The organism is Halobacillus sp. B23F22_1, from assembly GCF_043497005.1.
Taxonomy (GTDB): Bacteria; Bacillota; Bacilli; order Bacillales; family Halobacillaceae; genus Halobacillus_A.
Window position 1 is genome coordinate 482,489 of the sequence record NZ_JBIEKE010000003.1, and the last position, 25,568, is coordinate 508,056.

A 25,568-nucleotide genomic window follows, 5' to 3' on the forward strand; every position below is an offset into this window, starting at 1 on the left:
TCAGAACCTTCCTTGTTTAATCATTTATTTTCTTTTGATTTCGAGATTGGTCTATAATAAGAGGAAGAAAGCGTTTACGAAAGGGGACTGTTGATCATGTTTATGGAAGAACGAAAAGCGCAGATTCTTGAATATTTGCGTCATATGTCAAGGGCTTCTGTCCATGACTTAAGCCAGCAATTTAATGTTTCAGACTCTACCATTCGAAGGGACCTTAAAGAGCTTGAAGAAACGGATAGCATAAAAAGAACACACGGCGGGGCCATTCTCCTTCAGCCTGTAAGTTTTGAGGCATCGATAGGAGATAGAAAAAAAGATTATATTACAGAAAAGCAAGCCATTGCTAAAAAAGCCGTTGAGTTCATTAACCCAGGTGATGCCATTCTTTTAGATTCAGGCACTACCACGTACGAACTTGTAAAAGAACTAAAATCTTTTTCCAACCTTTCAATCGTAACAAACTCTATCATTATCATGCAGGAGTTAGCAGATATCCAGGGTTTAGATGTAATGCTGCTAGGCGGAAATGTACGGAGGGAGACATCAGCGCTGGTGGGCCCTTTTGCTGAACAATCTCTTAATATGATTCGCATTGACAAAGCATTTATTGGTACAAATGGCTTAGACCTAAAAGAAGGGATCATTACCACCCCTAACCTTACTGAAGCACGCATTAAACGAATGATGATTACGAACTCCAGGCATACCATCCTTATGACTGACCACAGTAAAATCGGTAAAGTAAACTTCGCTAAAGTGGCTGACCTTTCAGAAATCGACTTTTGTATTGTAGACAACCAAGCGCCGGACCACTTTGAAGAGGACATGAATCGTTATGATGTAAACGTACATATAGTGAATATTTAGTAACATTTAGTAACACTGATCCAATTTCTTTCTAGCTCCCACATTCAAAAAAAGAAGCTCCAAAATGGAGGTCACTGAAAAACTAAAAGTCCAAGATAGGTAGAATTTTAAAAAGCGGTCTGGGGGGAAATTAATTTCCCCCCCCAGACCGCTTTTTCTTCTAACTTTTAAGAGATCTGTCCATTTACGAATCCTCTTCTTCTCAGACATCTCTTTGAGCGTGTTTTTTCATTCATTTTCATAGTCAATTCGCTTCATTTTCTACATTATGTAAAGCGTTTACTTTTTTATGTGAGCGTTTGCTGATCGTGGCATTATAGGAATCTCTTCGTTTACTACAACTATAGGCCGCCTGCATGGGTATGATTGACGGTGCTGATCTATTTGTTATAGTTTAGAGAATTATAATGTAGAATGACCATTTGGTCCTCTAGTGAAAGGGACGCCTTGAAATGAGAAGCATCCAAAGCCGCTTATTGTTAATGCTGTTTATATTCATCATTCTGCCCTATTTTTTATCAGTGTTTTTAATTTACATTTATACAAAAAATAGTGTAGAACAGCATGAACTTGAAAATAGCAGGCAGCAAATACAAGAGAGCTCAATTGAACTTGAACAATACTTCGATGAGATGGTTAACCTCCCCTATATCTTGTACCGCGATCCAGAATTATTTCGCATTTTTAACAATGAAGAAGACGATTCAGCTTATTTGGAAAACAGCTTAGAGAATTATTACCTGATGCGAAATGAAATTCGACAAGTACGGGTTTATATGGATCAAGGTAAAGAATCTTTCACTGTATATAATGGGATGGTGAGTGCCCGGAAATCACAACCAGATTTTCTAGAGCAGGGTTTGATAAAGCAGCTATATCACTCAAACGCAAAGTATATGATAGAGCCGCCACACCCTATTGAGAATTACAATAATGTGGCAATCGTTCCCGCTTCAGACAACACGATGGTCATGACTTTCCACCACAAAATAGTGGATGTGCTTACTAACGATTTCCTTGGTATTCTTACCACGGATGTTGAATTAGACGCCTATGGGCAAATAACGAACAACCTGATTCAGGAAAAAGAAGAAACCGTATTACTCGTCGATGAAAATGAGAATGTGATTCATGCCAACGATCATGCATTAATTGGTAAGTCCGTGCCCCCTGATTTACAACAGCAGATGAACGCAGCCGAAGAGAGCACAGGCGATGATATTATCTTATCGAGAACATTATCTGGTCCTCTCAATCAATGGAGATTAGTGAAAATAACGCCAAGTGAAACCTTGTTTCAAGACGTACGGCAAACCGCTTACACCAGCATATTAGTCGGGATAGGCGTAGGGATATTAGGGGTGGTAATGATTAGTGTGATTGCTTACAAAATTACACACCCGATTAAACGGCTTTCCCGAAAAGTAAGCACGATAGAAGGCGGGGACGTGGATGTTCCCTTTGATGACAGCCGACAAGACGAAATCGGTTATTTAGAAAAACATATGAAAGATATGATGGAGCGGATCAATTTACACATTGACCGTGAATACAAACTGGAAATAGAGAATAAGGAAAACCAATTCCGAGCCTTAAAGTCTCAGGTGAATCCTCATTTCTTATTCAATGCCTTGCAATCGATTGGTGCAGTTGCTCTTAGATCTAAGGCTCCTAACGTTTATCAGCTCGTCACGTCCTTATCGAAAATGATGCGCTATTCTATGCAGGCGAATGAATGGGTGCTCGTACGGGATGAAGTGAGCTATATAGAATCCTACCTCATGCTACAAAAGGAGCGTTTTAGAAATAACGTGCACTATTCCATAAATTTAAACGAGACAATCCTTGACAAGCCCATACCCAGCATGATTCTTCAGCCCCTCGTTGAGAACTTCTTTAAACACAGTTATGAGGAAGGATTTTATGAGGCCCACTTCACCATTAGTGGAAAAGTACAAGATGGATTTTTACAGCTCGCCGCAGAAAATGACGGACCTGGTTTAACGGATGAGGAGCTTCAATCATTAAGAAATAATATTTATACCGCCCCTTACAAAGGTGCTTATTCCACTCAGCATATTGGTTTGAAAAATATACACGACCGGCTTGTGCTTAACTATGGCCCGAGTGCCGGAATAGAAGTGGGGACGAATCATGGACAAGGTTTTCTCGTAAAAATCTACATTCCTTTAGAATCCGATCATGCTCATTAGACATTTGCTCACTCGTAAGGAGGAATTATTTTGAAGGCTTTAATAGTTGATGATGAAATGAATGTACGCGACGTCGTACGCTACGTGGGCCAATGGGATAAGTACGGCGTTACAGAACTCTTTGAAGCAAGTAACGGACAAGAGGCACAAACCATTATAGAAAAAGAAAAGCCGGAGCTCATTTTTACGGATATTAAAATGCCGGGGATGAGCGGAATGGAAATCATTAAGTGGTTAGATTCCATTTCCTACCCTGGAAAAGTTATCTTCATCACAGGGTATAACGATTATTCATTTATGCGCCAGGCGATTAAGTGCAGCAGTTTTGATTATCTGTTGAAGCCGATTGAACCGGAGCCCTTTAATAAGGCGTTAGGCGAAGCTGTGGAAAGCTGGAAGAATGATCAACAATCCTTCTATTCAGATGATTCGATCGACGAAGATGTTAAAAAGCTGCGGGTGAATCAATTAATGACAGCCGCTTGCATGGGAGAACCATACGAAACAAACGACATTCTCCCCTATCTCCCGGCAGCTGACCAATACGAAATGACATTACTCTCTTTTTACCATATGCATCATGCTGAGCCTTATATAGAATTACTGGCGGACAAGCTTGTGACTCAAAAACTGGGCAATGCGTTTTCACTTCAGAATGACCGTAACCTCTGCCTCGTTATTACCATAAAGAACGAATGGCTGACGGTGGAAGAATGGATGGGTCAGCAATTTGATCTACCTGTTCGTCTCGTAAGCGGAGAGCCCTTACCATCTTTAACTAAAATCGCTAGTTCTTTTCAGCAACTTCAATCAGACCTAGACAACCACAACTACCGTTCGATTCATCGTCTTGATGAGCTCGACGCGGCCCGTCGCTTGAAGGACATCGTCACCTACGTCGATGAATTTTACATGGAAGAATTGAGCTTAGAAAAGCTATCGAACTTGTTCTTCTTCAGTCGCGAGCATATTTCCAGGAAGTTCAAACAAGAAACAGGTTTGCCCCTTTCTAAATATATGACGAAGCTAAGAATTAACCAGGCGAAAATTTGGTTAAAAGAAACAGAAGAAACCATCTATTCCATCTCTTTAATGCTTGGCTATCAGGATGAGAAGTACCTCTCCAAACTGTTTAAAAAGGAAGTAGGCGTAACCCCTTTTGAATACCGCAATGAGAACCAGAAGCAGATTGTCAGCAGATAATTCGCGCAAAGGACAGGTGTCTGAATGAGAAAAGATATCGCAACTATATGTTTAATCGGAGCACTGAGTCTATCCCTTTCCGCATGCCAGAATAAGACAAAAACAGAGTTAGAAGAAACCACAATAGACGATAAGGAAATTACATTAAACGTACGAAACCCGAAAGTAGAAATTGCCTCGCCGTTTGAGCAATTGGTTCAGGCTTATGAAAGGGAACATCCAAATATAAATATAGAGGTCCATACGGTCGGTGGTGCAATGGATGATTTTTCTGATCTTAAAGCCCAAATGGCTGCTGGCAATGGTCCTGACATCTTTACCAATCCCGGGTACGAGAGCGCCAGAGTATGGAATGATTATTTAGAAGATCTTTCTGATCAACCGTGGGTGGACGATGCATATGAAGAAACGCTGACGCCTATGACATTCGATGGCAGCGTCTATGGTATGCCGATGAACTTAGAAGGATACGGATTCATCTATAACAAAGATTTGTTTAAGGAAGCCAGCATTGATTCATTGCCTTCGACGCTTAATGAATTAAAAGCCGCTTCAGAAAAATTGAAACAAGCAGGGATTACCCCATTTGCCACCGGATATTATGAAGAATGGAAACTGGGAGATCACCTTATGAATATCGCTTTCGCCCAACAAGAAGATCCTGCTGCATTTATAAAAGGCTTAAATGAAGGAACAGAGACGATTTCCAACAACCCGAAGTTTAAGGACCTCCTCCAATTGATCGATGTCACGTTGGAGTATGGAAGTGAGGATCCGCTTTCCACGGATTACAGCATGGAAGTAAATACATTTGCAGCGGGAGAAGCTGCAATGATTCTACAAGGGAACTGGATACAGCCGATGATTGATCAGCGCTCCCCCAATATGAGCATAGGTATTCTCCCGATTCCTATAAATGACGATCCTGATAAAGAAGCCTTAGTCGTTAATACACCCAGCTATTGGGTCGTCAACAAACAAACGACCGACGAAAAGAAAAAAGAAGCGAAAAAATTTCTGAACTGGATGGTTTCTTCTGAAAAAGGAATAACGTACATGACGGAACGCTTAAAGTTTATTCCTGCCTTTAAGCATATCGAGTCGGATGATTCAGGCCCGCTAGCTGAACAAACCATGCAGTATTATGAAGAAGGAAATACGATGTCTTCAAACTGGTTTGATTTTCCTGTAGGCATAAGAGAAGAATTCGGTTCCGCAACACAGCTCTATATTAAAAATCAGATCACCCATGATCAATTGCTGCAGGAGTATCAAAAGTCCTGGGAGGAGGCTCAATGAGTCGTTTCCTGGGACTTTTTTCTCTTACCCTCTCCCCTCAAATATAACGAATCTCCTATATATCAATTCAAGACGAAATTCTAATCAATATCCTCCATACCCAAATCACCCTCCACTCCCCTATACTTTTAATTGTAGAACGGTGGGGCTGACGAAAAAGACTTCACCAAAAAACAAGAGGAGGAAGCATATGAATTTTAAAAGGCTGGCCAAACAAGCAACAATAGTCACGCTTAGCACAGCGATTTTAGCAGGAGGTGACGGATTATTAGCACAAGCGGCGCCAAAGGATTCCAAGGACCACAACGAAGACTATGGCATCTCGCATATCACACGTTCCGATGTATCCGATATGATTAATCAGCACGGGGATTCAGACTTTACTGTACCTGAATTCGATGCATCAACGATTGAAAACATCCCTTCAGCTACAAAAACAGATGAGAACGGTAACGAAATCATGATGGACGTTTGGGATACATGGCCGCTTCAGAACGCAGACGGAACTGTAGCAGAATATAACGGCTATCACATTCTATTCGGACTAGCCGGGGACCCTGAAGACCCAAATGACACCTTCATTTACATGTTCTATAAAGATGCAGACGACAAATCCATAGATGATTGGAAGAACGCAGGACGTGTATTTGACGACGAAGATAAACACTTAGCAGACGATGAATACTTAAAAGATCAATCAGAAGAATGGTCGGGTTCAGCTACCTTTACTTCTGACGGCGAAGTTCGTTTATTCTATACAAACCGTACAGAATTTAACGTAGATAAAGAGCTTTATGGAAAGCAGACCCTCACAACTGCTCAAGTAAACGTATCTGAGCCAGAAGCCGGCACGTTAAATGTAGACGGCGTAGAAGACCATAAGTCCATTTTTGAAGGCGGCGACGGGTCCGTTTACCAAAACGTAGAGCAAGCCTTCGGTAATGGTGATATTGATTGGAACGAGAACCACACGTTAAGAGACCCTCACTACATTGAGGAAGATGGCAGTAAGTACCTTGTGTTCGAAGCGAATACTGGAACAGAATTCGGTTACTCTGGAGAAGAGTCTCTGTATAACCGCGCGTACTACAGTAAGAGCAACAAATATTTCCAGGACGAAAAAGACAAACTACTGGAAAGCCCTCAAAAAGACTATGCTGAGCTTGCAAACGGAGCCATCGGAATTATTGAGATTAATGATGATTACACATTAAAAGAAGTAAAAGATCCTTTAATTGCTTCTAACACTGTAACGGATGAAATTGAACGCCCGAACATTTTCAAAAAAGACGGCAAGTGGTACTTATTCACAAGTGCCCGTGGATCTAAGATGACAATTGACGGCATTGATGATGAAGATATCTACATGCTTGGTTATGTAGCGAACTCATTAGACGGCGAATTTAAGCCAATGAACAAAACAGGAATTGTCCTACACCAGGACCTGGATCCATATGATGTTACGTGGAACTACGCACACTATGCAATTCCTCAAGAGAATTCGGACGAAGTAGTTATAACAAGCTATATGACAAACAGAGGATATTTTGAAGATGAAAAGTCAACGTTCTCTCCAAGCTTTAAATTAGACTTGAAAGGCAAGAAATCTTCTGTTGTAGAAGATAGCATTCTTGAACAAGGTCAAATTACAGTAGACGAATAAAAAAAGGAAAATGCCAATGGACCATTGGCATTTTCTTTTTAGTACAGCAACAGCAACGAAAGCGGTGAATAACATAATGAAAAATGCTTTTACCCAGACACCCAGAATTTGTGCAGTATTCTTACTTCTTACTCTTTTTTTAATAGCGGGAGCTGTTGTGCTCCTTCTCACACCCTCTGATGAAGAAAAAAAGCCGGAACAGCCAGAGTTTGGTGATGATTCTTATCGTGCCAACTATCATTTCACTTCACCCGATCATTGGAAAAACGATCCTCAGCGGCCGATTTATTTTAACGGGGAGTATCATTACTATTACCTTTACAACGGAGACTATCCGAATGGAAATGGCACGGAATGGAGACACGCAGCGTCAGAGGATTTAGTTCACTGGGAAGACGAAGGCGTGGCCATCCCAAAATACACTAATAAAAATGGTGATCCATGGTCCGGATCTGTCGTCGTTGATACGAACAACACGGCCGGTTTTGGCGAAGATGCCGTAGTAGCTGTCGTTACTCAGCCTTCCGCTGATGGCGATCAGGAGCAATACCTATGGTACAGTACCGATGACGGACAGAACTTTACTTCTTATAGTGACGAACCCGTCTTAGAGAACCCCGGAACCGAAGCCTTTAGAGATCCAAAAATTATTTGGGATGACCAAAGTGAAAAATGGGTGATGCTAATGGCAGAAGAAACGAAGGTCGGATTTTATGAATCGGATAATTTAAAAGATTGGAATTATACCGGAGAGTTTCAAACCAAAGATATCGGCTTAATTGAATGTCCAGACCTCTATATGATGCGGGCGGATGATGGATCTGTAAAGTGGGTACTCGGCGTTAGTGCGAATGGCCAAGCCATCGACAAGCCGAACACATACGCTTACTGGGTCGGTGATTTCAACGGTGACGAATTCTTCCCCCACCAGGAGGAACCCGAATGGCTCGATTATGGGTTTGATTGGTATGGCGGTGTAACTTTTGAAGATGGGAAAAGCGACGATCAGCTTAATCACCGCTATGCATTAGCATGGATGAATAATTGGAAGTACGCAGACGAGACGCCAACGATGGCAGAAGGATTTAACGGATTGGATTCCATTGTACGTCAAATTGAACTTAAGAAAAGTGACAACGAAAAGTATTACCTGACGTCTCAGCCTAAAGAAGAACTAGATCAATTAACAAGCTCTGTCGATTCATTTGAAAGGATAGAAGTTGATGGATCAGAAACACTTGCAGCTACGGGCACAGCTTATCAGCTGGAGGCAGATATCTCTTGGGATGACCTAAAAAATACAGGTTTAAGACTTCGTGAGTCAGAAGATCGATCCCGTCACATTGACGTTGGTATTTCACCAGAAAATCAGCACTCCTACGTCAATCGCAGCTCAACAGCCCAGCCTGATGAAGAGCATGAACTAATAGAAAGCCAGGCTCCTTTTGACGAAAATCAAAAAGAAGTCCATTTGAAGATTTTAGTCGATAAAACCAGTGTAGAAGTGTTTGTTGATGACGGAAAAGCAGTCCATTCCAACCAAGCCTTTCCCCCACTCGAAGATGAAGGGATCACTCTTTTTTCTGAAGGCGGCAAAGCCACTTTTAAAAATATAAAAATCAAACACTATGATTCTATCCATGAATAAGATCAGGAAAGCCCTATTGATGTCCAAATTCAATAGGGTCTTTTTATCATAAAAAATGTTAAGTTTCATAGGCTTAAAGTTCCTGAATTTGTAATATTTCTCAACAAAAGATAAACACCCTATTTAAACTTCCATAATGTTCCTCCCTTATAGTAGAAAGTGTAAATACGGAAGGGAGTGACGAAAATGAAACAGTTAACTACTATTTTACTAACGTTGGGAGTGTTTTTGATGGCATTTGCCGGAACTGAAGGAAAAGTTCTTGCTGACGAAAACAGCGTGAAGGATGCAAAGCAGGTATTAAATATTGCACACCGGGGAGCCTCGGGGTACGCACCAGAAAATACAATGGCCGCTTTTGAGAAAGCCGTCGACATGAAAGCCGATATGTTCGAACTCGATGTGCAAATGAGTAAAGATGGAGAGTTAGTTGTGATTCACGATACAACAGTAGACCGAACAACCGACGGCACAGGAAAAGTAGGTGAATTTACATACGATGAACTGCAAAAGCTTGATGCCGGGAGTTCTTTTAGTAAAGAGTTTCAAGGAGAAAAAATTCCTACACTTGGGGAAGTGCTGGATGAATACCGAGGAAAAACCGGCATCCTGATTGAAGTCAAATCCCCTTCCCTCTACCCTGGTATCGAAGAAAAAATAGCTGAAGAACTTGAGAAACGCAACCTGGACAAACCAAACAACGACAAAATCATTGTTCAATCTTTTGACCATGAATCCGTACAGACCTTTCATTCTATCCTTCCAAATGTTCCAGTTGGTGTCTTAATAAGCTACAACTCAAGCGGGATATCTGATCAACAGTTAACAGAATTCGCTTCTTATGCGGAGTATGTGAACCCTAGTAAAAACATGATGGACGCAGAACTGGTCAGTCGTATCCATGACTTTAACATGGAAACACACCCTTGGACTGTAAGAGACCGTGAATCTGCTCAATTTTTATTAGAAATTGGCGCCGATGGTATTATTACAGACTATCCTGATTATGTCGATCCGCATCATTAAAACATACAAATGAACCCGCCGCCCTTCTTGCTGCGGGTTCATTTATGAAGGAATATCCTTATACTGAATCATAATAACCTAATACAGCGTCGACATAATAGATATCGCCATAGCAGGCATTATATTGAGTGGCTTCCTCTCGAACACAGCTGTACTTTCCCGTATGCTTGAGCTCTTCGTACTTCTTTGCTGAAAAGTCGATGGCCAGCTCCTGCGTGTATTCTCCTCCATTATTATTCACGTAATCAATAAATCCGCCTCCAAAATTGTAAGACTGCAAAGCCAGTTTTACGTCACCATCAGCACGTTCTAACGTTTGCGCAAAATAAGAAACTCCTTGCTCAATAGACTTCTCAGGATCTTCTATACATCCGACAGAACCACAAAGAGATTCAGAGGCTTGCATCGGATCATGCCCTCTCCCGCCCGACTCCTGCATCATTAAAGCGAGAATCAGATCTACGTGCTCCTCAATCCCTTCTTCTTCCGCATACCTCGTTACTTCTTCTTCATATTGTAAAACCTGCGGCGATAGTTCTCCACGAACATTGGAAAAGCTCATTGTTAGTCCATCTCCAGTCACGCCGCTTATGAAAGACACAATATACATAAGCCCGAAAATCGACCCTAATACGAGCAGGGGAGGGAGAATCAGCTTAAAGAGAGACTTTTTTTTACGCTTTTTCTTTTTATACTTTTTTGCCATGCTCCCCCTCCTTTCCAGTTGGTAGATTCGTAGTTTTCGTTATTTATAGATTATCAAAACAAGAATCGACACACCACTTTGAAAGCTTCCTTTAAGTATTTTCTCATAAAAAAAGAACCCACGTCGTCGCTGTGGGTCCCTGCTCTGAACCTATTTTTCTCTCACTCTATTCCTCAGTACACCAATACCGCCAACTTCAGCTTCCACTACATCTCCGGGCGACAACGGTCCTACTCCCGATGGCGTGCCCGTGTAAATGACATCCCCTGGCTGCAGCGTCATTACTTCTGTAATTTTCACAAGCAGTTGTTCAATGTTGTGAATTAAATCGTTCGTATTCGACTCCTGCTTTACTTCTCCATTCAATGTGAGTTTAATAGGCGACTGGTTCGGCTCAAGCTCTGTCTCAATGACGGGTCCTAATGGTTTAAAAGTGCTGAACGATTTCGCACGTGTAAATTGTCCATCTTTTTTTTGCAAATGGCGGTTGGAGACGTCGTTCCCAATTGTGTAACCAAAGATATAAGATAACGCTTCTTCTCTCTTCACATCCTTCGCTTCTTTTCCAATGACGATCACAAGCTCTGCCTCATAATCGATACGATGCTCAAGATTTGGCAGTACAATCTCCTTATCATGGGCCACGACTGCGCTCGGAGATGCCATAAACATCATTGGTTCCTCAGGGATCGGTTTACCCGTCTCTTTTGCGTGTGCCTCATAGTTTAAGCCAATGCACAATACCTGCCTGGGGTCGACGGGTGTGAGTACTTCGACTTCATCTAAAGAAAATTCAGTAGAAAGCGGGCGTGTTTCGCCTTTTATGTAATCACCATCCAGCTGGGTGATTGAATTTCCTTTAACAACTCCATAATAGATTTCATTGTCTTTACGAAAACGAATGTATTTCATAGATGATCTCCTCCTTCTCTCCTCACTATTTCGATACCACCGATTTGAATTCCTCTTTTTTAAATTACCAATCGGATTCTTCTTGGTTAGAGAGTATTATAGTAATGGGTAGAAGCATAAAAAACAGCAGCGAGATTAAGAGCGAGCCCATGATAATTATTTTTAGCGGTAAATAGGGATTCTAAGCCACTATTAACGATTTCATATTAACGCCATCCAACCTTGATGAGCTTGCGTAGAGCCCCGAGTTGAAGTTCTCGCTGTTTTGGAAAGTAGAGTACTTCTTGTACAAGAAAAAAAGCAACTATTCTTTATAATTCAAAGAAAGGCACTCTACTTAAATTGGACGCTGTTGCTTCAATGATGAGCGATCGCTTTTCCCGCGGCAAGCATCCACCGACAAGCGATTCGTGGATTCAACAACAACCTTTGGCAGTTCCTATAGATTAGAAAGGACTTTTTCAGTGAACTCCTAACACGAAAGTCATCTTGATTAAGGCAGCTCATTTCCTGCTGCGCGGTAAAGTTCATACCATTCTTGACGCGTCAGCTCAATGTGTGAAGTCTCGGCAATGTCTTTAAGACGCTGCGGGTTCATTGTTCCAACGACAGGCTGAATGTTGGCTGGGTGGCGTAATATCCATGCTGTAGCTATGGCTGTATCCGTCACACCTTTTTTCTCTGCGAGTTCCTGCAGCTTGGCATTTACTTCAGGAAATGCATCGTTGCCTACAAATGGTCCTTCGATCATAACGTGCTGGAACGGAGACCATGCTTGAATCGTAATATCGTTCAAACGGCAATATTCAATCACACTACTGTCGCGGACCACGGCAGCATCATTCATCATGTTGACATTAAAACCGGCATCGATCATTGGTGTATGTACAACACTTAACTGGAGCTGATTAACAATTAAGTCGTCTTTTAAGTACTTTTTTAGCAGCTCCATCTGCATCGGATTCTGATTACTTACACCAAAATACCGAACTTTTCCACTTTCTTTTAACGTAGTGAAAGCTTCCGCTACTTCCTCAGGTTCCATTAAGACATCCGGACGGTGAAGCAGGTAACTGTCAATATAATCAGTTTTTAAACGGCGCAGACTTCCTTCAACGGATTCGAGGATATGTTCTTTTGAAAAATCAAAATATCCCTCACGAATACCGCATTTCGTCTGCAGCTTCATTTTTTCACGAACGTCATCATTGATTTGGAGGGCCTCGGCAAACACTTCCTCTGACTTTCCTTTTCCGTAAATATCAGCATGGTCAAATAAGTCAACGCCGAGTTCCATTGCATTTTCGATCACATGAGCGGCATCCTTTAAATTGAGTTCATTAATGCGCATGCACCCTAAGGAGATTTCACCCACCTCTAAATCACTGCAGCCTAATTTGATTTTTTTCAATATAAGCACCTCTTTCTTCTGTTCCTTTTATCGTAACACTAATAATTAAGAGAGTAACGGGGCATGCTTCTGCAATAAGTACAAAAAGCCTTCTCTTCCATACGGAAAGAGAAGGCTTTTCTTTTACTTATTTTCTTAAAACCCGAGTCAATACTTCACTTGAACTTTCTTACTTTCTTCATTTGGGATATTCACCCAGACCGTCCTATTTTCCTTATCATAATAATAAGTTTCCTGCGTTGTTTGTAGTTCATTCTTAGTTCCTACTTGTTTATACTTTTGGCCTGCAGCATGAACCTTTCTTGGGTCGGCCTTCTCTTCTAATTTGACCTGATAAGCTGAGAGGCCTTCAGCATCTTGGCTGTTTCGTGTAATTTCCACTTTGTTTTTATTTTTGTCGACGATGTCAAAGTACTGATTATGGTCTTCTACAGCATGAATCTGGATATTATCCAGAGTTAACGAAGCCCCTTCTTGCCCATTAATTAGACTTCCAATTTTTAATACCTCTCCTTCAGATATTTCGACGTTTGAAATCGAAACTTCCGCCATTTCTTCTGTTTCTGGAATATCAGCCGTACGAGTATCTTCTCCGTTTTCAACATATAAGGAGGCATCCTCAAACGCCCCATTTCGTTTTACGTCTGCTGTCAGTGTATATGTTCCTGTTTTTGGAACCACATACTGCCAAATGTCAGAGGAAAACGCCTCTTTCCCACTGATTTTCAAACCTCCATCCTCAATCGAAGTGTTCACCATATTGCTTCTGCTCCAATGGTCAAATCCGTGACTAAAGTTGCCATTTCTCAAGATTGATGAATTTTTATCAACTGACTCTCCTAGGGTTAAGGAGTCTAAATTAAAGTTACCAGAAGCATAGTCCACTTTCACAAGGTTTGTTCCCTCTTGTAGTTCTACCTCTGTTAATTGTTCTTTCCATTTGCCATCAGTTGATTTTAGTTCCACAGGCAATTCTTCCATAACTTCGCCGCTTTCCTCTTCTCGAACCTTAACTAAAGCTTCACTTGCTTCTTCTGCAGCATACTTCAAGTCTAAGTTATAGACGCCTGTTTCTGGAACGCTGATCGCATAAGTGACACTTTCTTTTTCCTCGTCTATATCACTCAAGTAGCCAAACCCTTCATGACCGGCTGTTTCCTTGGCAAATTCGATACCTTTTGTATAAGAAGCAGCTTCCGCTTCAAAGACTTTATCCACTTTGGATGGGATGACTTTTAAGAACACACTATCATGCGGCTCTAGCGTTACAGAATAATCAGACTGGAGTCCAAGGTCTTCATGCGTCCAAACATCACGTATTTGACCTTCCCCTATGCCAAGTTCTTCTTTGAAATTAAAATTAAAAGTCTGACTCTCATCTTCACGGTTAAACAAACCGACAGCCCATGAGCCGTCTGGAAGCTGACCTACCCAGCGCTGGCTGTCTCGATTATCATTAGACTCCCCGTAATGTTCTGCATTTTCAAAGATGGGCTTCCCGGCTAGTCCCATTTTATTAAACTCAATCAATTCGGTGTTTTGATAGTACTTATAATTATCTTTAATAGTGTCATACTGGTCGGCAATCGCTATTGGAGATCCTGCTAGCGTGTAGAGTGATAGAGTAGTTTTCTTCTCATTTTCCGAACGATCCCCTTCAAACGTATTCAGCTTCAAAAAGTCTCCGTCTAAGATCAGGCTGGAGCGTCCGCTGATATCAGAGAAACCAGTAAAGCCTTGGAAAGAGTTTGCCCACTGCGACCAGCCTTCTTGCCATTCTTGACGCCTTTCACTAATATGGTCCCAGCCTCCGTCAAATGCATCTTCATTAATTCGAATCATGTCTCCATATTTTTGTTCAAGTTCCCCATGATTATATAGGTGAGGCATAACTAAGCTTAAGAACATATCATTTTCTTCGGCTGCTTCAGACATCCATTTTAGATGAGTTTCATAGTTGTCTCTGCCATGCGGCTCTCCTACTTTTCCAAGGTTCGGGTCCATTCCATCTTCATACCAGGAAATAAAGTCAACACGTAAGAAATCAGCGCCTTGTTCTTTGAAAAAGTCGATATACCCTTTCACATATTTTTCTGCATCTGGGTGTTCCACATCTATCCAGTATAAAGCGCGTTCATTTCCCTGGCCGCCATTAAAGCGATCACCATCAGTGGGGTCATCAGGGTCACCCTGATCAATTAAATCTGCGACATAAGTGGGGCCGTCTGGATCATCCTCCGTTCCTTTTACTATATATTTATCTGGATTTTTTACTACTTCCGGACTTACCCAAAGCGGATTATAATAGATCCCAAAATCCATGCCCTGCTCGTTAATATAGTCACCCCAGAATTTCCAAGTATGGCCATCAGGATATTTCTCAGATGGATACTGAAATTGCTCTTCCTTTTCATCCTCCTCAGGCTTTTCTCCAGTCTTGTATAATTTCACGTCATCCAACTGGAAGGAGCTGTGCTCTCCTGCTGCATCTACATTAAATTCTACTGTCAACTGTCCGTTGGTTACTTGGGCCTGAAGTTCAAAAAGTGCATAGCGCGCTTCCCCGTATTCATTAGCTAACCCATCATTTAATTCAACGACTTGTTCAGGTGCAGTGTCCCCGTCAGCAACACCTTCATAACCGGTTAATTTCATATTTGCTGAACTCGTACCATCCAAATAATTACCCACGTCATTAGGAAACTTTACCCGAGCTTCAACCGTATAATTGCCATCTTCTATTCCCTCCACTGTTTGTGAGACTTTGGCTGTATGAGGTTCAGAGTCATAGACATATAGTTTTAACCCTTCATAGGCATCATTAGCATCTACGCCCGTGGAAGCATCCGTTTTAATGGTCCACCCCTCTGTTCCTCCTGACTCAAAATCTCCATTGATTAACAATCCTGCAGCTTCTTCCTCACTACCATCCATATTGAGTGGACGGGACATCCAATTGTCGTTATGACTTACCACATAACCATTTTCATTTAATAACGTCGCTCCTTCAATCCATCCATCGGTTGCGATCATGTCATATCCATAAGGCTGAAAATTTTCTGCCATCCAATCAATATTTTCCTTAAACCTGTCTTCAGGCATGTATGTATTCTTGTCATGCTGGTGCTCGTAAGTTGAAAAATACATGGGACCTGACCCCTCTCTAGTAAATTCACTGTCTTGAGCAGAAACAGTCGCGGCCAGTAAGGACGATAGAGCAAAAGTGGATAGAACACAAAAAACTCCTCGTTTACTTACTAATCTCTTATTCATAGATTTCCGTTTTCGTGGACGTGTGATCATTTGACCTCTCCTTTTATCATTTTTTAAGAAGTACCATAAGGCAAAGAGATATTGCAGCAGATACCTTCTTAATACATCACTTTTTCTTTCTCCAGGTTTAAGTAAACGTTTACTTAATTAACGTCATTATAAGCGCTTACACCATTGAAGTCTAGTACTTTTTGGAAAATTATAATAATTTTATATACCCTCTATTTATCTGTCTTATCAAAGATGATACTATCTATCCAGGCCATAGATACCAATTTCCCCTTTATGAAGTAAACGTTTACTCTATCCAACATAAAAAAACCGTAAAAGAAGGCTTACGCCATAACTTTTACGGAGTCACGCTCAATAATCTGATGAGGCATGATTATACTGCTTTGTATGGAGTTCTTATCATTTAAAGCATCATACAATAACTCTGTTGCTTTTTCTCCCATCTCCCTTAAAGGCTGAGAAAGAGTCGTAAGCGGAGGGATGGCCATTTCAGAGATTTTCAGGTTATCATAGCCAACAACCGAAATATCATCGGGCACTTTTATATTCATGCGGTAAGCTGAAGCCATTGCCCCAATAGCCATTTCATCGCTGGCTGCAAAGATTGCCGTAGTCTGAGGTGCAGCTTTCAACAATTTTTCAAACATTTCCATCCCATGTTCATAAGAAAAACCTTGTCCTGATACCACCACAGGTGCATTATTCCCTAGATGGTCTCTCATCGCCGCTTGAAAACCTTCAATACGAGGAGAGCCGGCAATTGGGTCTTGTTTTATTCCGCTGATCATCCCAATATTCTTATGTCCTTTTTCTATTAAATAAGATGTCGCTGTATACGCAGCATCACGATCATCGACTTTCACATAAGGAAGAGGATGTTTGTGAGACTTTGTAGAAACCAATACGGCGGGGATGTTCATTCCTTTTATGGCTTCATAATACTCATCCTTAATTTCTTCACTGGCAAATAATATGCCCTCGACTCTTTTTTCACTCAACAGCTTCAAATAATCGAGGGTTTTCTTTCCTTGCGAGGCCGTATTGCAAACAATTACACTATGTCCTATGTTATGAGCCACTTTTTCAATTCCATGCAGCAACTCAGATGATACCATTCCAGAAATGTCCGGGAAAAGCACCCCAATGGTTTGGGTCCTGGTATTTTTTAATCCCCGAGCAACAGCATTCGGTTTATATCCCAGTTGTTCAACAGCCTCCATTACTAATTCTCTTGTCTTTTCTGAATACCCTGCAGAAGTACTATTTAAGATTCTCGATACTGTAGCAATTGAGACATTGGCATAATTGGCTACATCTTTAATGGTTGGATTCATAACCTTTCTCCCTTTTCTAATAAACGAAGTAAACGTTTTCTATTTGGCTGTATCGTACGATATGTATGTGGGGCTGTCAATTCATTTCTATACTATCCACATAAGCACCTTTAGTCCTGAATTATCTGACTAGACCGGGTTCTAATACAGGATGGACAAACGTAAAAGCATTTTACCCACTACGAATGACGTCTCACTTAAACCTAGATGACAAATCTCTACTCCAAGCACTATACTAATTTTATAACAAACGCAAGCGTTGGGGAGGGATTTGAAACATGAAGGTCCAATTAGATGTAGATCGTTCACACGAAGAAACAAGCGTGACGATCCACTGCAAAGAAGTAGACGATTCGATAAAAAATATGCTGGATTATCTAAATCATAAAGAGGCTGAATTTATCGTCGGGCGCGAAGGAGAGAAACAGCATATGTTAAACCCTAAGGAAGTCCACTACTTCTATACGAAAAATGAGGCGGTCATAGCAGCTACTTCAAAAGGGATGTTTCTAGTAAGAGAAAAGCTGTATGAGTTGGAACAGACTCTTCCTTCCGGTAAATTTATAAGAATATCAAAGTCCGTGGTTGCAAACCTCTATGAAATCAGCCATTTTGAACCTTCTTTCAACGGAACGCTCGGAGTATTTTTTAAATCAGGTGCTAAAGAATATGCTTCAAGACATTACGTAAGCAAAATTAAGGAAGTTTTAAAAATGAACAGGAGGGATAGAAAATGAAAACTTTTTTATTCAGAAGTATGATCGGTATTTTTTTTGGTGCATTTATAGCCGTTATGACGGTGAATGGGGTCGTTTATTTCGGTGAGCAGGAAGTTCTTGACGGGAACCTTTTTATTAAAAATTCCTTCGGTTCCATCTTTTGCGGCTGGTTATTCAGCGTGAGTCCTCTTTACTTTGAGATTCGCTCACTCAGCCTCCCTGTGCAGACAGTATTGCATTTTGGAACAGTAATGATTCTCTACTTCATATTAGCGTTAGGTATAGGATGGATTCCTCTTGACGGCCAGAGTATTCTTCTTTTCATGGGCATCTCGCTAGTCATTTATACAATAATGTGGATTTGCTTCTACCTTTACTTTAAAAATGTATCAAAAAAATTGAACGATGATTTACAATGCATGAATTAGTAATAAGCCTCTCAAGAGTTCTAATACTTAGGAGAGGCTTATTTTTACAGCCTTTTCCCAGCCTTTAGTTGTTTCATAAATAATTCAACGAATTCACGACAGCTTTGAACGTCTTCGTCATTGGGGGTCAGTTCCACTTTTTACGATGGTATTATAACTGTAGCTCCACAGTCAGTAAATTGTTTCTCAAACTTATCTACGGCTCCGCCATAAACGGGGTACATGGAGTCACAAGATCCAAAAAGCCCGACTTCTCTTCCACCTAAATCGACCTCTTTCAGATCTTCAACAAAGTCTTCTAGTTCGTAAGGTACGTCCCCGTCGCCCCACGTATAAGTACCAAAAAGAATCGCATCATACTTAAGTAATTCTTCTGCTTCTATATCATCAACGTCTATTTGGAATGAAGAAACAGAGAGTCCATTAGACTTTAGTTCCTCTTCAATGATTTCAGCCATTTCTTCTGTATTCCCAGACATACTTGCACACAGCAAAATAATATTCATTACCTTTCACCTCTCATTACTCACACCTTAAATGATAATGATTATCAATGTCAATTAAGATTGAGGGGTGATTCTAATATGAACAAGTTGATCTTTTACACACAATAGAAACAAAAAAGCCTTTCTTTTCCCATTAAATGAGAAAAGAAAGACTCCTTTATATACTCTTAACAGGGAAAATCCTCTACATATCCCTAAGCATCTCTTCAATTACATCACTGGAATTTTTAGCAGCTTCTTCAACAAAGTTCTCCTGAATATCAGATGCTTCTTCTCCTGCGTCATCAGAAGCAGAGCGAATAACAACGTAAGGGATTTCGTTTAAATAGGCAACTTGTCCCACAGCTGCTCCTTCCATTTCTACAACATAAGCGTCAAATGTGTCGTAAATCCACTCTGTTTTTTCTTCACTGGCGATAAATTGATCTCCTGTGGCAATGCGGCCTTCAAATACATCTACATAGTCAGGTAAGTCTTTTGTTCCTTCTCTAGCTAATTCAATCAGTTCTTCATCAGCTTCAAAAAATCTCGTATCCATGTATGGAATTTGGCCGGGTTCATACCCTTTTGCCGTTTCATCCATATCATGATGTACAGTTTCAGTAGAAATGACGATATCTCCAAGACCTAAATCTGGATGAATCCCGCCGGCAACGCCTGAGTTAATAAGTTGATCTACGTCAAATTCACTGATCAGCATTTGAGCTGCTACAGTAGCATTTACTTTTCCAATTCCTGATTGAACGAGGACGATATTCTGACCTTCCAGTTCTCCCTCATAAAAAGTAAGTTCGCCTTTTTCTGTTGTTTCTTCCACCTCCATATTGGAATGTAAGATATCAATTTCCACTTCCATTGGCCCAATAATACCGATCGTATCACCTGTTTTTTCTTCTTCTTTTTCTGCAGAAGTTTCTTCAGATGACTCTCCGCAGCCTGCAATAATCAAAGCGGCCGCCAATAAACCAAAAATGGTTTTGGCAATTGTAGTATAACGCATGCTAATCCTCCTTAAGTTTATTTTGTCATCGTTGAGATATACTCTCGCACGACCTCATAGACATACTCTTGATTGGCCTGTGCTGTATCAGGATCGTATTCTCCGTTATTCGTTTTATTGTTCGATAGGATACGAATCCCTAAGTAAGGTACATCATAGGCATCAGCCATCTGTGCACCCGCCGCTCCTTCCATTTCTTCTACCGAAGTTCCATAATTCTCATGGAACCAATTGATTCGGTCCACTTCGTTGTTCCAAAGGTCAGCGGAACCAATCGTTCCCTCAACGACCTTACCTTCCTCATGCGTATCTTTCACGGATTGAGCTGCTTTCAATAAGTCTTGGTCCCCCTCATAATAACGGATGTTCTCGGCATCAGGATCTTCACCGGCACTTCCCTCTGAAGCCATCAAATCCATAGGCAGCCAATTTGTCGGTTCAATGCCTTCTCCTTCATCTCGATCACCTGTTTTCAGCGCTCCTATATTCGTCACGCGTTCGCCTAACACAATATCGTAGACGTTTAGTTCTGGGTCATGACCACCAGATGTTCCTTGATTAATAATTGCGACCGGATCATATTTTTCAATTGCGAGCGTCGTTGCTGCCGCTGTATTTTCCATACCTTTTCCGGTTTTTGCTACAATGACGGGATAATCATCCACCGTCCCTATGTAAAAAACAAAATTACCGGACTTTTCTTTTTCTACATCATCTAAACGTTCGGCAAATTCTTCCGCTTCAATAGGCATTGGCCCTTGTACTAAAATCGGCTGCTTTTCACTCGTAGATGCTTCGCTGTCTTCTTGAGTAGAAGAGCTGCACCCTGCAAAAACGGATAATATCAGCATAGTAAAAATAGCGAATAAGATGTACTTTTTCGTCATTCTGTTTCCTCCTTGTTGTGGGACATCCCCGGTGTCAGTCCAGAATTTTATAAACCATGATCCTCCTCCCGCCGACCATATAAAAAGTCTAGAAGTTGGAACGATTCACCGTTCCTCTTCTAGACTTGAAGTTAAAGTAAATAAAGCTACAGCCAATAGAGCAGCCAGCCTTTTACTTTAACTCGTAGTCTAGTTCTTTTAGTGGGAACCAGGTAGAGACACTCAGACCATATTACCGAGGATATACGAGTTATGATATTTAAAATAATTACTGTGCTACTATAGCAAACCCTATCAACACGCGCAACACTAAAACCGAACTTTAATACTAATTAACTACACAACGTTCGTGTTTCACACCTTATAAAAGCACAAAAAACCAGACCCTTTATCGGGTCTGGTTCGATTATCAATTATATTATAGGTGTACAGTTACATCTGCATCTTCGCGAAGATTTTCAACTAGCTTCTGTGTCGCTTCTTGTTCTTTTTGTGTTTTTACTTGTTCCTCAAGGTCTGGTTTTGCATCTTCATAAGATGGCATTTCTCCGCCTTCTTCACCCATCTGCTCTTGCTGGGCCTCCATTTGTGCATAAGCTTCTTCTAGTTCTTCTTCTGATGGCTCAGTATCACCAGCTTCACTTGCAATAAGCTGGTCAACCTTCACTTGGGTTTCAACTTGAGACATGACTTCATCTTCGCCCATACCTTGTTCTTCTAGAGCAGCCAAGAATTCATCTTTCGACTCCATTTGGTTTTGCTGAGCTAATTCTTCCAGTGTTTTATCTATATCTTCTTGTGATGCTTCATAACCTTCATCTTCTGCTTTTTGAGTAAGAAGCTCTTGTCCAACTAAGCTTTCAGCTGTCTGCTTCTTTAACTGATCTTGGTCAAGCTCCTGGCCGGACATTTGAGATTGCATAGCCATTTGCTGGAATGAACCTTCATAAGCAGATTCAAACTCTTCTTTATTGATTTCTTCATCATTTACTTCTGCTACAACATCAGGAACGTTTTCTAAATCAGGCTCAGGCATTTCAGGCTGTTCACCTTCTCCTTCTTCCTGCTGCTGTTTTTCTTCTCCTTTACCTTCACTGTCACCTTCAGCTGATTCTTCATCACTATTACACGCGGCCAAAAACATAACAAAAGCCGCCATGATTAAACTTAATAACCACTTTTTATTCAAGGTGTATTCCCCTTTCCGATTCATGATGGTTGTCATTGTAACATCAGTTTCTCCAGGGTAAAACACCTCTATTCTCTTCGTTAATCCTTACAACACCTTTTAAACAAAGCACTAACCCTGCCATGAACGTATTTGTAACGGTTTTATGTGAATTTTATATTAAATGTGGAAATTGTGTGTAAAAGGTGATTCAACCGCTTCACAGAGCAATTGAAACCACCTGAAGATACGCTTGAACAAATAAATAAAAAGCCGCTGCATATAAAATATTGAACTGAAAACCATTTTTAAAAATGCTCAATCCATTTTCACTGCTTAACACAATCGCCGGTAGAATAAATGGAGAGAGTAATGCTGAGATCACACTTCCTGAAGTAATCGACAATACGAGAAGCTCTGGAGGGTAAGGTAAAGACACATTTTGCAAAACACCGCCAACGAGCACTAATACCGGCAGAGGACCAATGCCAAAGAAGCTCAACACCATTGGAATAAAAGGTAAAATGCTTAAGATGTTAATAAAGGGGACGGACTGTTCCATAACTAAAATACCGTCGATCATCACTTTTCCCCATCCTGAAAGGTTCAGCGCCGCAATCACGAGCCCAACGGATAATAGAATGCTGAACTGCAGGGCTTTTCCTTGAGCATAATCTGTAAAATAAAACTCTACTTTCTCCTTTAAACGAACGGCTCTGCCTTTTAGAACAAAATAAAGAATCGTGTAAATTAAGATAGCGGGAGGGATGATGACAAGAATCTCTAATCCAAAAACGCCGTGCAGGAAGAAAATCGTCCCGAAAATGAGGATGAACATACTGGCAAATTCAATAACTTCACGGCTCAGCCTGCCTCTTTCTTGGGCTCCGATCGCTTGATTGATTTCTTCCTTCAAGGCTGAAGTGATATCTATGTTGTAATGCTTTTCTTCGAAATAGGAAAAAGCAACGGCAAGCATCACGGCAAACAGAGAGATCACTCCTCCCTGAAGCATGGAAAGCCATAAAGAGGCACCTAAAAAGTCCACAATAAACACGAAGCTTGGGATACTAATAACCCACAGCGTACAAAGCGAAAAAGCACGAAGCAGAGCCGTGCCTTTAAAATTTTCCCACGCTTCTCCTTTACGATCCCCAAGAAGCTGTTGAATAAACTGATACACTGTCTGAATCGACCCAAAAAGAAGAAAAAATGATAATATCTGCGTAATGACCATGATTCCAAAATAAAAACGCCGGCTAGTATTTAATAAATCGCCCGCAAACGACATAATTTTTTCTATGTAGGGTTCTTCATCTAACATCCAGCTGATAATCGGCACAATAAGCAAGATCGCGATTAAGCTTGTCATCTCGCGAAAGCCTTGCAAAATCCCTTCTGACATAGATGAATCTGACATAAGTAAAATAAAAAAAGCAAATCCAATTAAGAAAAACGGTAAAATACGTTTGTTTGCTGTTAAATAAAAGAGAGAAAAAACGAGGGATAAGATCCCGAAAACAGACAGAATGTTAAGTAAGAAGTCACTTTCCACCTGAAGTGTTACATAAAACAACAAAATGTATAGGTTTATAATGGCTGCATAGACAAATAGCGAACCTTTCTTCATTGATAAAACTCCTGACTCTAGTGAATATTTCTATTATATGCCTCTCTTTTTAAGGAGTCTAATGTTTAATCCTTTTCAAATTTAAGCTTATAAATAAGGGAGGAAGGTTTAAATTATTATTAAATTCCATTATATTGAATGATATACGCTAGAAAGGATAGTGATTTAGAAGATGTTATACATATGGCATATCGAAAAAATCATTAAAAATACATTGCAAGAGCACAATCTAGATATAAACTATGAATTTAACAATAACTTAACCGCCCCTATGAGCTATAACGTATCGACGAATACCATCACGTTTAACTATTTAGAAGTGAATGGATATATCGGAAAAATTAAATTGAAGGAAACCGAAGAAAATTTCGTTAAGCTCATTGTTTATCATGAAATTGGTTATTATTTAACGTTCAAGAAGCACAAACATGACCTACGTACACTAATGTACGGGGAAGATGAAGAAATTGAAGAGCTTAAAGCGGAGATTGAGAGGAACGCCTGGGATTATGGGCGAACGCTGGTGCCTGATCACCTAGTAGAATCTTATGATAAAGTACGTGAAATGGATGGGATGCTGATTAAAGGTTTGTAGTTAGATCAAACAAAGATCTGCAGGCACAAAAATATTCAGCCTTTCTTTTACCACAACTGGTACTGAAGAAGGCTGAATAAAAATATATCCTCAACAATTAAGTTATATCTGCGACGCACCGGAACCCCATGTTCCCTGTCGAACTGTCCATCGTATTTGAGCTGCGCGCCGCTGTGCGATAGCGATTGCAGTAGGAGTGGTGGCACAGGTAAGATCCGCCTCTCATCACTTTTGGAGACTGGCTGTTCAACCGGTTTAAATCTATGTTTCCCTCAGGGGTATTTGTAAACCAATCGGAGCACCATTCCCAGACGTTTCCTGCCATGTGATACAGTCCAAACCCGTTCGTTGGAAAAGATTGAACCGGAGCTGTTCCCAAAAATCCATCTTCCTCTGTGTTTTCACGCGGAAAATCGCCCTGCCAAATGTTACAGTAATGCTCTCCGTTGGGAGTCAGTTCATCTCCCCACGGGTATTTCTTTTGCTCAAGACCACCGCGGGCTGCATACTCCCATTCTGCTTCAGTGGGAAGCCTTTTCCCAGCCCAATTACTAAAGGCAGCTGCGTCATTCCAGGAAACATGAATCACGGGATGATCCAATCGGTCGTGTATCGTTGTTCCCAGCCCTTCCGGCTGATACCAATAGGCCCCTTCAACGGCCAGCCACCACGGTGTATTCGGCAGCTGCTGAACGTTGAATGGAGCGTCAGGAGAAATGAATTTATAAAAAACAAACGACCAGCCAAACTGCTCTGCCTCCGTTTGATATCCTGTTTCTTGTACAAATTGCTTGAAGTCCGCATTACTTACCGTATGGGCATCTATATAGAAAGGATCAACTTTCACTTTCCTAACGGGACCTTCTCCATCAAATGGAAACCCTTCTTTATCTTCTGTCCCCATTAAAAAATCTCCACCAGGCAAGTAAACCATCCGCTCCTTAAACTGAACAGTTTTCTCTTTAGACTGAAGCTCGGGAGATGAATCCTTCTTTCCTCCACTTTCAATATCAGCTCTGCTTGCTTGACAGCAGGGGGTGTTTATCCCTTTTTCACGCATTGTTTTCA

Annotated in this window: 21 protein-coding genes and 1 riboswitch; of the genes, 10 read left to right on the forward strand and 11 right to left on the reverse strand. The window is 40.9% G+C overall.

Annotation, left to right across the window (positions count from 1 at the left end; all coding sequences use genetic code 11):
- The first annotated feature begins 96 nt into the window (after positions 1 to 96).
- From ACGTNH_RS17435 to ACGTNH_RS17465, 7 genes are all read left to right on the forward strand, one after another.
- Positions 97 to 867 (forward strand): DeoR/GlpR family DNA-binding transcription regulator, encoded by a 771-nt coding sequence (locus tag ACGTNH_RS17435; protein WP_394588207.1) that lies wholly within the window; start codon positions 97 to 99, stop codon positions 865 to 867.
- A 452-nt stretch (positions 868 to 1,319) separates the two neighbouring features.
- On the forward strand, positions 1,320 to 3,080 hold the full coding sequence (locus ACGTNH_RS17440) for a cache domain-containing sensor histidine kinase (protein WP_394588208.1): 1,761 nt from the start codon (positions 1,320 to 1,322) through the stop codon (positions 3,078 to 3,080).
- Positions 3,081 to 3,110: 30 nt separating this feature from the next.
- Positions 3,111 to 4,283, forward strand: a complete 1,173-nt coding sequence (locus ACGTNH_RS17445) for a response regulator transcription factor (RefSeq protein ID WP_394588209.1) — start codon at positions 3,111 to 3,113, stop codon at positions 4,281 to 4,283.
- 24 nt (positions 4,284 to 4,307) lie between these two features.
- Entirely contained in the window at positions 4,308 to 5,582 is a 1,275-nt protein-coding gene (locus tag ACGTNH_RS17450) for an ABC transporter substrate-binding protein (RefSeq protein WP_394588210.1), read from the forward strand.
- Positions 5,583 to 5,772: 190 nt separating this feature from the next.
- On the forward strand, positions 5,773 to 7,245 hold the full coding sequence (gene sacB / locus ACGTNH_RS17455; RefSeq protein WP_394588211.1) for a levansucrase: 1,473 nt from the start codon (positions 5,773 to 5,775) through the stop codon (positions 7,243 to 7,245).
- A gap of 76 nt (positions 7,246 to 7,321) precedes the next feature.
- Positions 7,322 to 8,893 carry a 2,6-beta-fructan 6-levanbiohydrolase gene (gene levB / locus ACGTNH_RS17460; RefSeq protein WP_394588529.1) on the forward strand — a complete coding sequence of 524 codons (1,572 nt, stop codon included), beginning with the start codon at positions 7,322 to 7,324 and terminating at the stop codon, positions 8,891 to 8,893.
- A gap of 186 nt (positions 8,894 to 9,079) precedes the next feature.
- The gene (locus ACGTNH_RS17465; RefSeq protein ID WP_394588212.1) at positions 9,080 to 9,919 is read left to right on the forward strand and encodes a glycerophosphodiester phosphodiesterase; all 840 of its coding nucleotides are present in this window, start codon (positions 9,080 to 9,082) and stop codon (positions 9,917 to 9,919) included.
- A 58-nt stretch (positions 9,920 to 9,977) separates the two neighbouring features.
- Here the strand turns inward: ACGTNH_RS17465 and ACGTNH_RS17470 are convergent, their stop codons facing one another.
- The 5 genes from ACGTNH_RS17470 to ACGTNH_RS17490 all read right to left on the reverse strand — a co-directional run bounded on the left by ACGTNH_RS17470 (position 9,978) and on the right by ACGTNH_RS17490 (position 17,567).
- On the reverse strand, positions 9,978 to 10,625 hold the full coding sequence (locus ACGTNH_RS17470; RefSeq protein ID WP_394588213.1) for a lysozyme family protein: 648 nt from the start codon (positions 10,623 to 10,625) through the stop codon (positions 9,978 to 9,980).
- A 150-nt stretch (positions 10,626 to 10,775) separates the two neighbouring features.
- Positions 10,776 to 11,537, reverse strand: coding sequence for a fumarylacetoacetate hydrolase family protein (locus tag ACGTNH_RS17475; protein WP_394588214.1), 762 nt, complete (start codon positions 11,535 to 11,537; stop codon positions 10,776 to 10,778).
- A 493-nt stretch (positions 11,538 to 12,030) separates the two neighbouring features.
- Positions 12,031 to 12,948, reverse strand: a complete 918-nt coding sequence (locus tag ACGTNH_RS17480) for an aldo/keto reductase (protein WP_394588215.1) — start codon at positions 12,946 to 12,948, stop codon at positions 12,031 to 12,033.
- Between the two features lie 147 nt (positions 12,949 to 13,095).
- A complete protein-coding gene (locus tag ACGTNH_RS17485) occupies positions 13,096 to 16,251 on the reverse strand; it encodes a CBM35 domain-containing protein (RefSeq protein ID WP_394588216.1) in 3,156 nt (1,051 codons plus the stop codon).
- Positions 16,252 to 16,556: 305 nt separating this feature from the next.
- The gene (locus tag ACGTNH_RS17490) at positions 16,557 to 17,567 is read right to left on the reverse strand and encodes a LacI family DNA-binding transcriptional regulator (RefSeq protein ID WP_394588217.1); all 1,011 of its coding nucleotides are present in this window, start codon (positions 17,565 to 17,567) and stop codon (positions 16,557 to 16,559) included.
- A gap of 278 nt (positions 17,568 to 17,845) precedes the next feature.
- Here ACGTNH_RS17490 and ACGTNH_RS17495 point away from each other — a divergent pair, with 278 nt between their 5' ends.
- Complete coding sequence (locus ACGTNH_RS17495; protein WP_394588218.1) at positions 17,846 to 18,304, forward strand: LytTR family DNA-binding domain-containing protein; 459 nt, start codon at positions 17,846 to 17,848, stop codon at positions 18,302 to 18,304.
- On the forward strand, positions 18,301 to 18,714 hold the full coding sequence (locus ACGTNH_RS17500) for a DUF3021 domain-containing protein (RefSeq protein ID WP_394588219.1): 414 nt from the start codon (positions 18,301 to 18,303) through the stop codon (positions 18,712 to 18,714). The genes ACGTNH_RS17495 and ACGTNH_RS17500 overlap by 4 nt, the downstream gene beginning before the upstream one ends.
- 140 nt (positions 18,715 to 18,854) lie before the next feature.
- On the opposite strand, the gene ACGTNH_RS17505 is transcribed toward ACGTNH_RS17500, so the two are convergent.
- The 5 genes from ACGTNH_RS17505 to ACGTNH_RS17525 form a co-directional block, all read right to left on the reverse strand.
- Positions 18,855 to 19,220, reverse strand: a complete 366-nt coding sequence (locus ACGTNH_RS17505; RefSeq protein ID WP_394588220.1) for a flavodoxin — start codon at positions 19,218 to 19,220, stop codon at positions 18,855 to 18,857.
- A gap of 184 nt (positions 19,221 to 19,404) precedes the next feature.
- Complete coding sequence (locus ACGTNH_RS17510) at positions 19,405 to 20,220, reverse strand: 5'-methylthioadenosine/adenosylhomocysteine nucleosidase (RefSeq protein ID WP_394588221.1); 816 nt, start codon at positions 20,218 to 20,220, stop codon at positions 19,405 to 19,407.
- Positions 20,221 to 20,237: 17 nt separating this feature from the next.
- Positions 20,238 to 21,107: a 5'-methylthioadenosine/S-adenosylhomocysteine nucleosidase gene (locus tag ACGTNH_RS17515; RefSeq protein WP_394588222.1), complete on the reverse strand. Its 870-nt coding sequence runs from the start codon at positions 21,105 to 21,107 to the stop codon at positions 20,238 to 20,240.
- Between the two features lie 165 nt (positions 21,108 to 21,272).
- A riboswitch (purine riboswitch) is annotated at positions 21,273 to 21,376 on the reverse strand.
- Between the two features lie 149 nt (positions 21,377 to 21,525).
- Positions 21,526 to 22,296: a SurA N-terminal domain-containing protein gene (locus ACGTNH_RS17520; RefSeq protein WP_394588223.1), complete on the reverse strand. Its 771-nt coding sequence runs from the start codon at positions 22,294 to 22,296 to the stop codon at positions 21,526 to 21,528.
- A 199-nt stretch (positions 22,297 to 22,495) separates the two neighbouring features.
- Positions 22,496 to 23,905: a hypothetical protein gene (locus ACGTNH_RS17525; RefSeq protein WP_394588224.1), complete on the reverse strand. Its 1,410-nt coding sequence runs from the start codon at positions 23,903 to 23,905 to the stop codon at positions 22,496 to 22,498.
- 172 nt (positions 23,906 to 24,077) lie between these two features.
- Here ACGTNH_RS17525 and ACGTNH_RS17530 point away from each other — a divergent pair, with 172 nt between their 5' ends.
- Positions 24,078 to 24,500 carry a hypothetical protein gene (locus tag ACGTNH_RS17530; protein ID WP_188378103.1) on the forward strand — a complete coding sequence of 141 codons (423 nt, stop codon included), beginning with the start codon at positions 24,078 to 24,080 and terminating at the stop codon, positions 24,498 to 24,500.
- Positions 24,501 to 24,597: 97 nt separating this feature from the next.
- On the opposite strand, the gene ACGTNH_RS17535 is transcribed toward ACGTNH_RS17530, so the two are convergent.
- On the reverse strand, positions 24,598 to 25,560 hold the full coding sequence (locus ACGTNH_RS17535; RefSeq protein WP_394588225.1) for a formylglycine-generating enzyme family protein: 963 nt from the start codon (positions 25,558 to 25,560) through the stop codon (positions 24,598 to 24,600).
- Between the last annotated feature and the right edge of the window lie 8 nt (positions 25,561 to 25,568).

Excerpts from the sequence above, each read along its gene's own strand:
- ACGTNH_RS17485 (WP_394588216.1), bottom strand. The coding sequence starts at position 16,251 with ATGATCACACGTCCACGAAAACGGAAATCTATGAATAAGAGATTAGTA.
- ACGTNH_RS17525 (WP_394588224.1), bottom strand. The coding sequence starts at position 23,905 with ATGAAGAAAGGTTCGCTATTTGTCTATGCAGCCATTATAAACCTATAC.
- ACGTNH_RS17450 (WP_394588210.1), top strand. The coding sequence starts at position 4,308 with ATGAGAAAAGATATCGCAACTATATGTTTAATCGGAGCACTGAGTCTA.
- ACGTNH_RS17470 (WP_394588213.1), bottom strand. The coding sequence starts at position 10,625 with ATGGCAAAAAAGTATAAAAAGAAAAAGCGTAAAAAAAAGTCTCTCTTT.
- ACGTNH_RS17505 (WP_394588220.1), bottom strand. The coding sequence starts at position 19,220 with ATGAATATTATTTTGCTGTGTGCAAGTATGTCTGGGAATACAGAAGAA.
- ACGTNH_RS17495 (WP_394588218.1), top strand. The coding sequence starts at position 17,846 with ATGAAGGTCCAATTAGATGTAGATCGTTCACACGAAGAAACAAGCGTG.
- ACGTNH_RS17530 (WP_188378103.1), top strand. The coding sequence starts at position 24,078 with ATGTTATACATATGGCATATCGAAAAAATCATTAAAAATACATTGCAA.
- sacB (WP_394588211.1), top strand. The coding sequence starts at position 5,773 with ATGAATTTTAAAAGGCTGGCCAAACAAGCAACAATAGTCACGCTTAGC.
- ACGTNH_RS17440 (WP_394588208.1), top strand. The coding sequence starts at position 1,320 with ATGAGAAGCATCCAAAGCCGCTTATTGTTAATGCTGTTTATATTCATC.
- ACGTNH_RS17535 (WP_394588225.1), bottom strand. The coding sequence starts at position 25,560 with ATGCGTGAAAAAGGGATAAACACCCCCTGCTGTCAAGCAAGCAGAGCT.
- ACGTNH_RS17515 (WP_394588222.1), bottom strand. The coding sequence starts at position 21,107 with ATGACGAAAAAGTACATCTTATTCGCTATTTTTACTATGCTGATATTA.
- ACGTNH_RS17510 (WP_394588221.1), bottom strand. The coding sequence starts at position 20,220 with ATGCGTTATACTACAATTGCCAAAACCATTTTTGGTTTATTGGCGGCC.
- ACGTNH_RS17490 (WP_394588217.1), bottom strand. The coding sequence starts at position 17,567 with ATGAATCCAACCATTAAAGATGTAGCCAATTATGCCAATGTCTCAATT.
- ACGTNH_RS17465 (WP_394588212.1), top strand. The coding sequence starts at position 9,080 with ATGAAACAGTTAACTACTATTTTACTAACGTTGGGAGTGTTTTTGATG.
- ACGTNH_RS17500 (WP_394588219.1), top strand. The coding sequence starts at position 18,301 with ATGAAAACTTTTTTATTCAGAAGTATGATCGGTATTTTTTTTGGTGCA.
- levB (WP_394588529.1), top strand. The coding sequence starts at position 7,322 with ATGAAAAATGCTTTTACCCAGACACCCAGAATTTGTGCAGTATTCTTA.
- ACGTNH_RS17475 (WP_394588214.1), bottom strand. The coding sequence starts at position 11,537 with ATGAAATACATTCGTTTTCGTAAAGACAATGAAATCTATTATGGAGTT.
- ACGTNH_RS17435 (WP_394588207.1), top strand. The coding sequence starts at position 97 with ATGTTTATGGAAGAACGAAAAGCGCAGATTCTTGAATATTTGCGTCAT.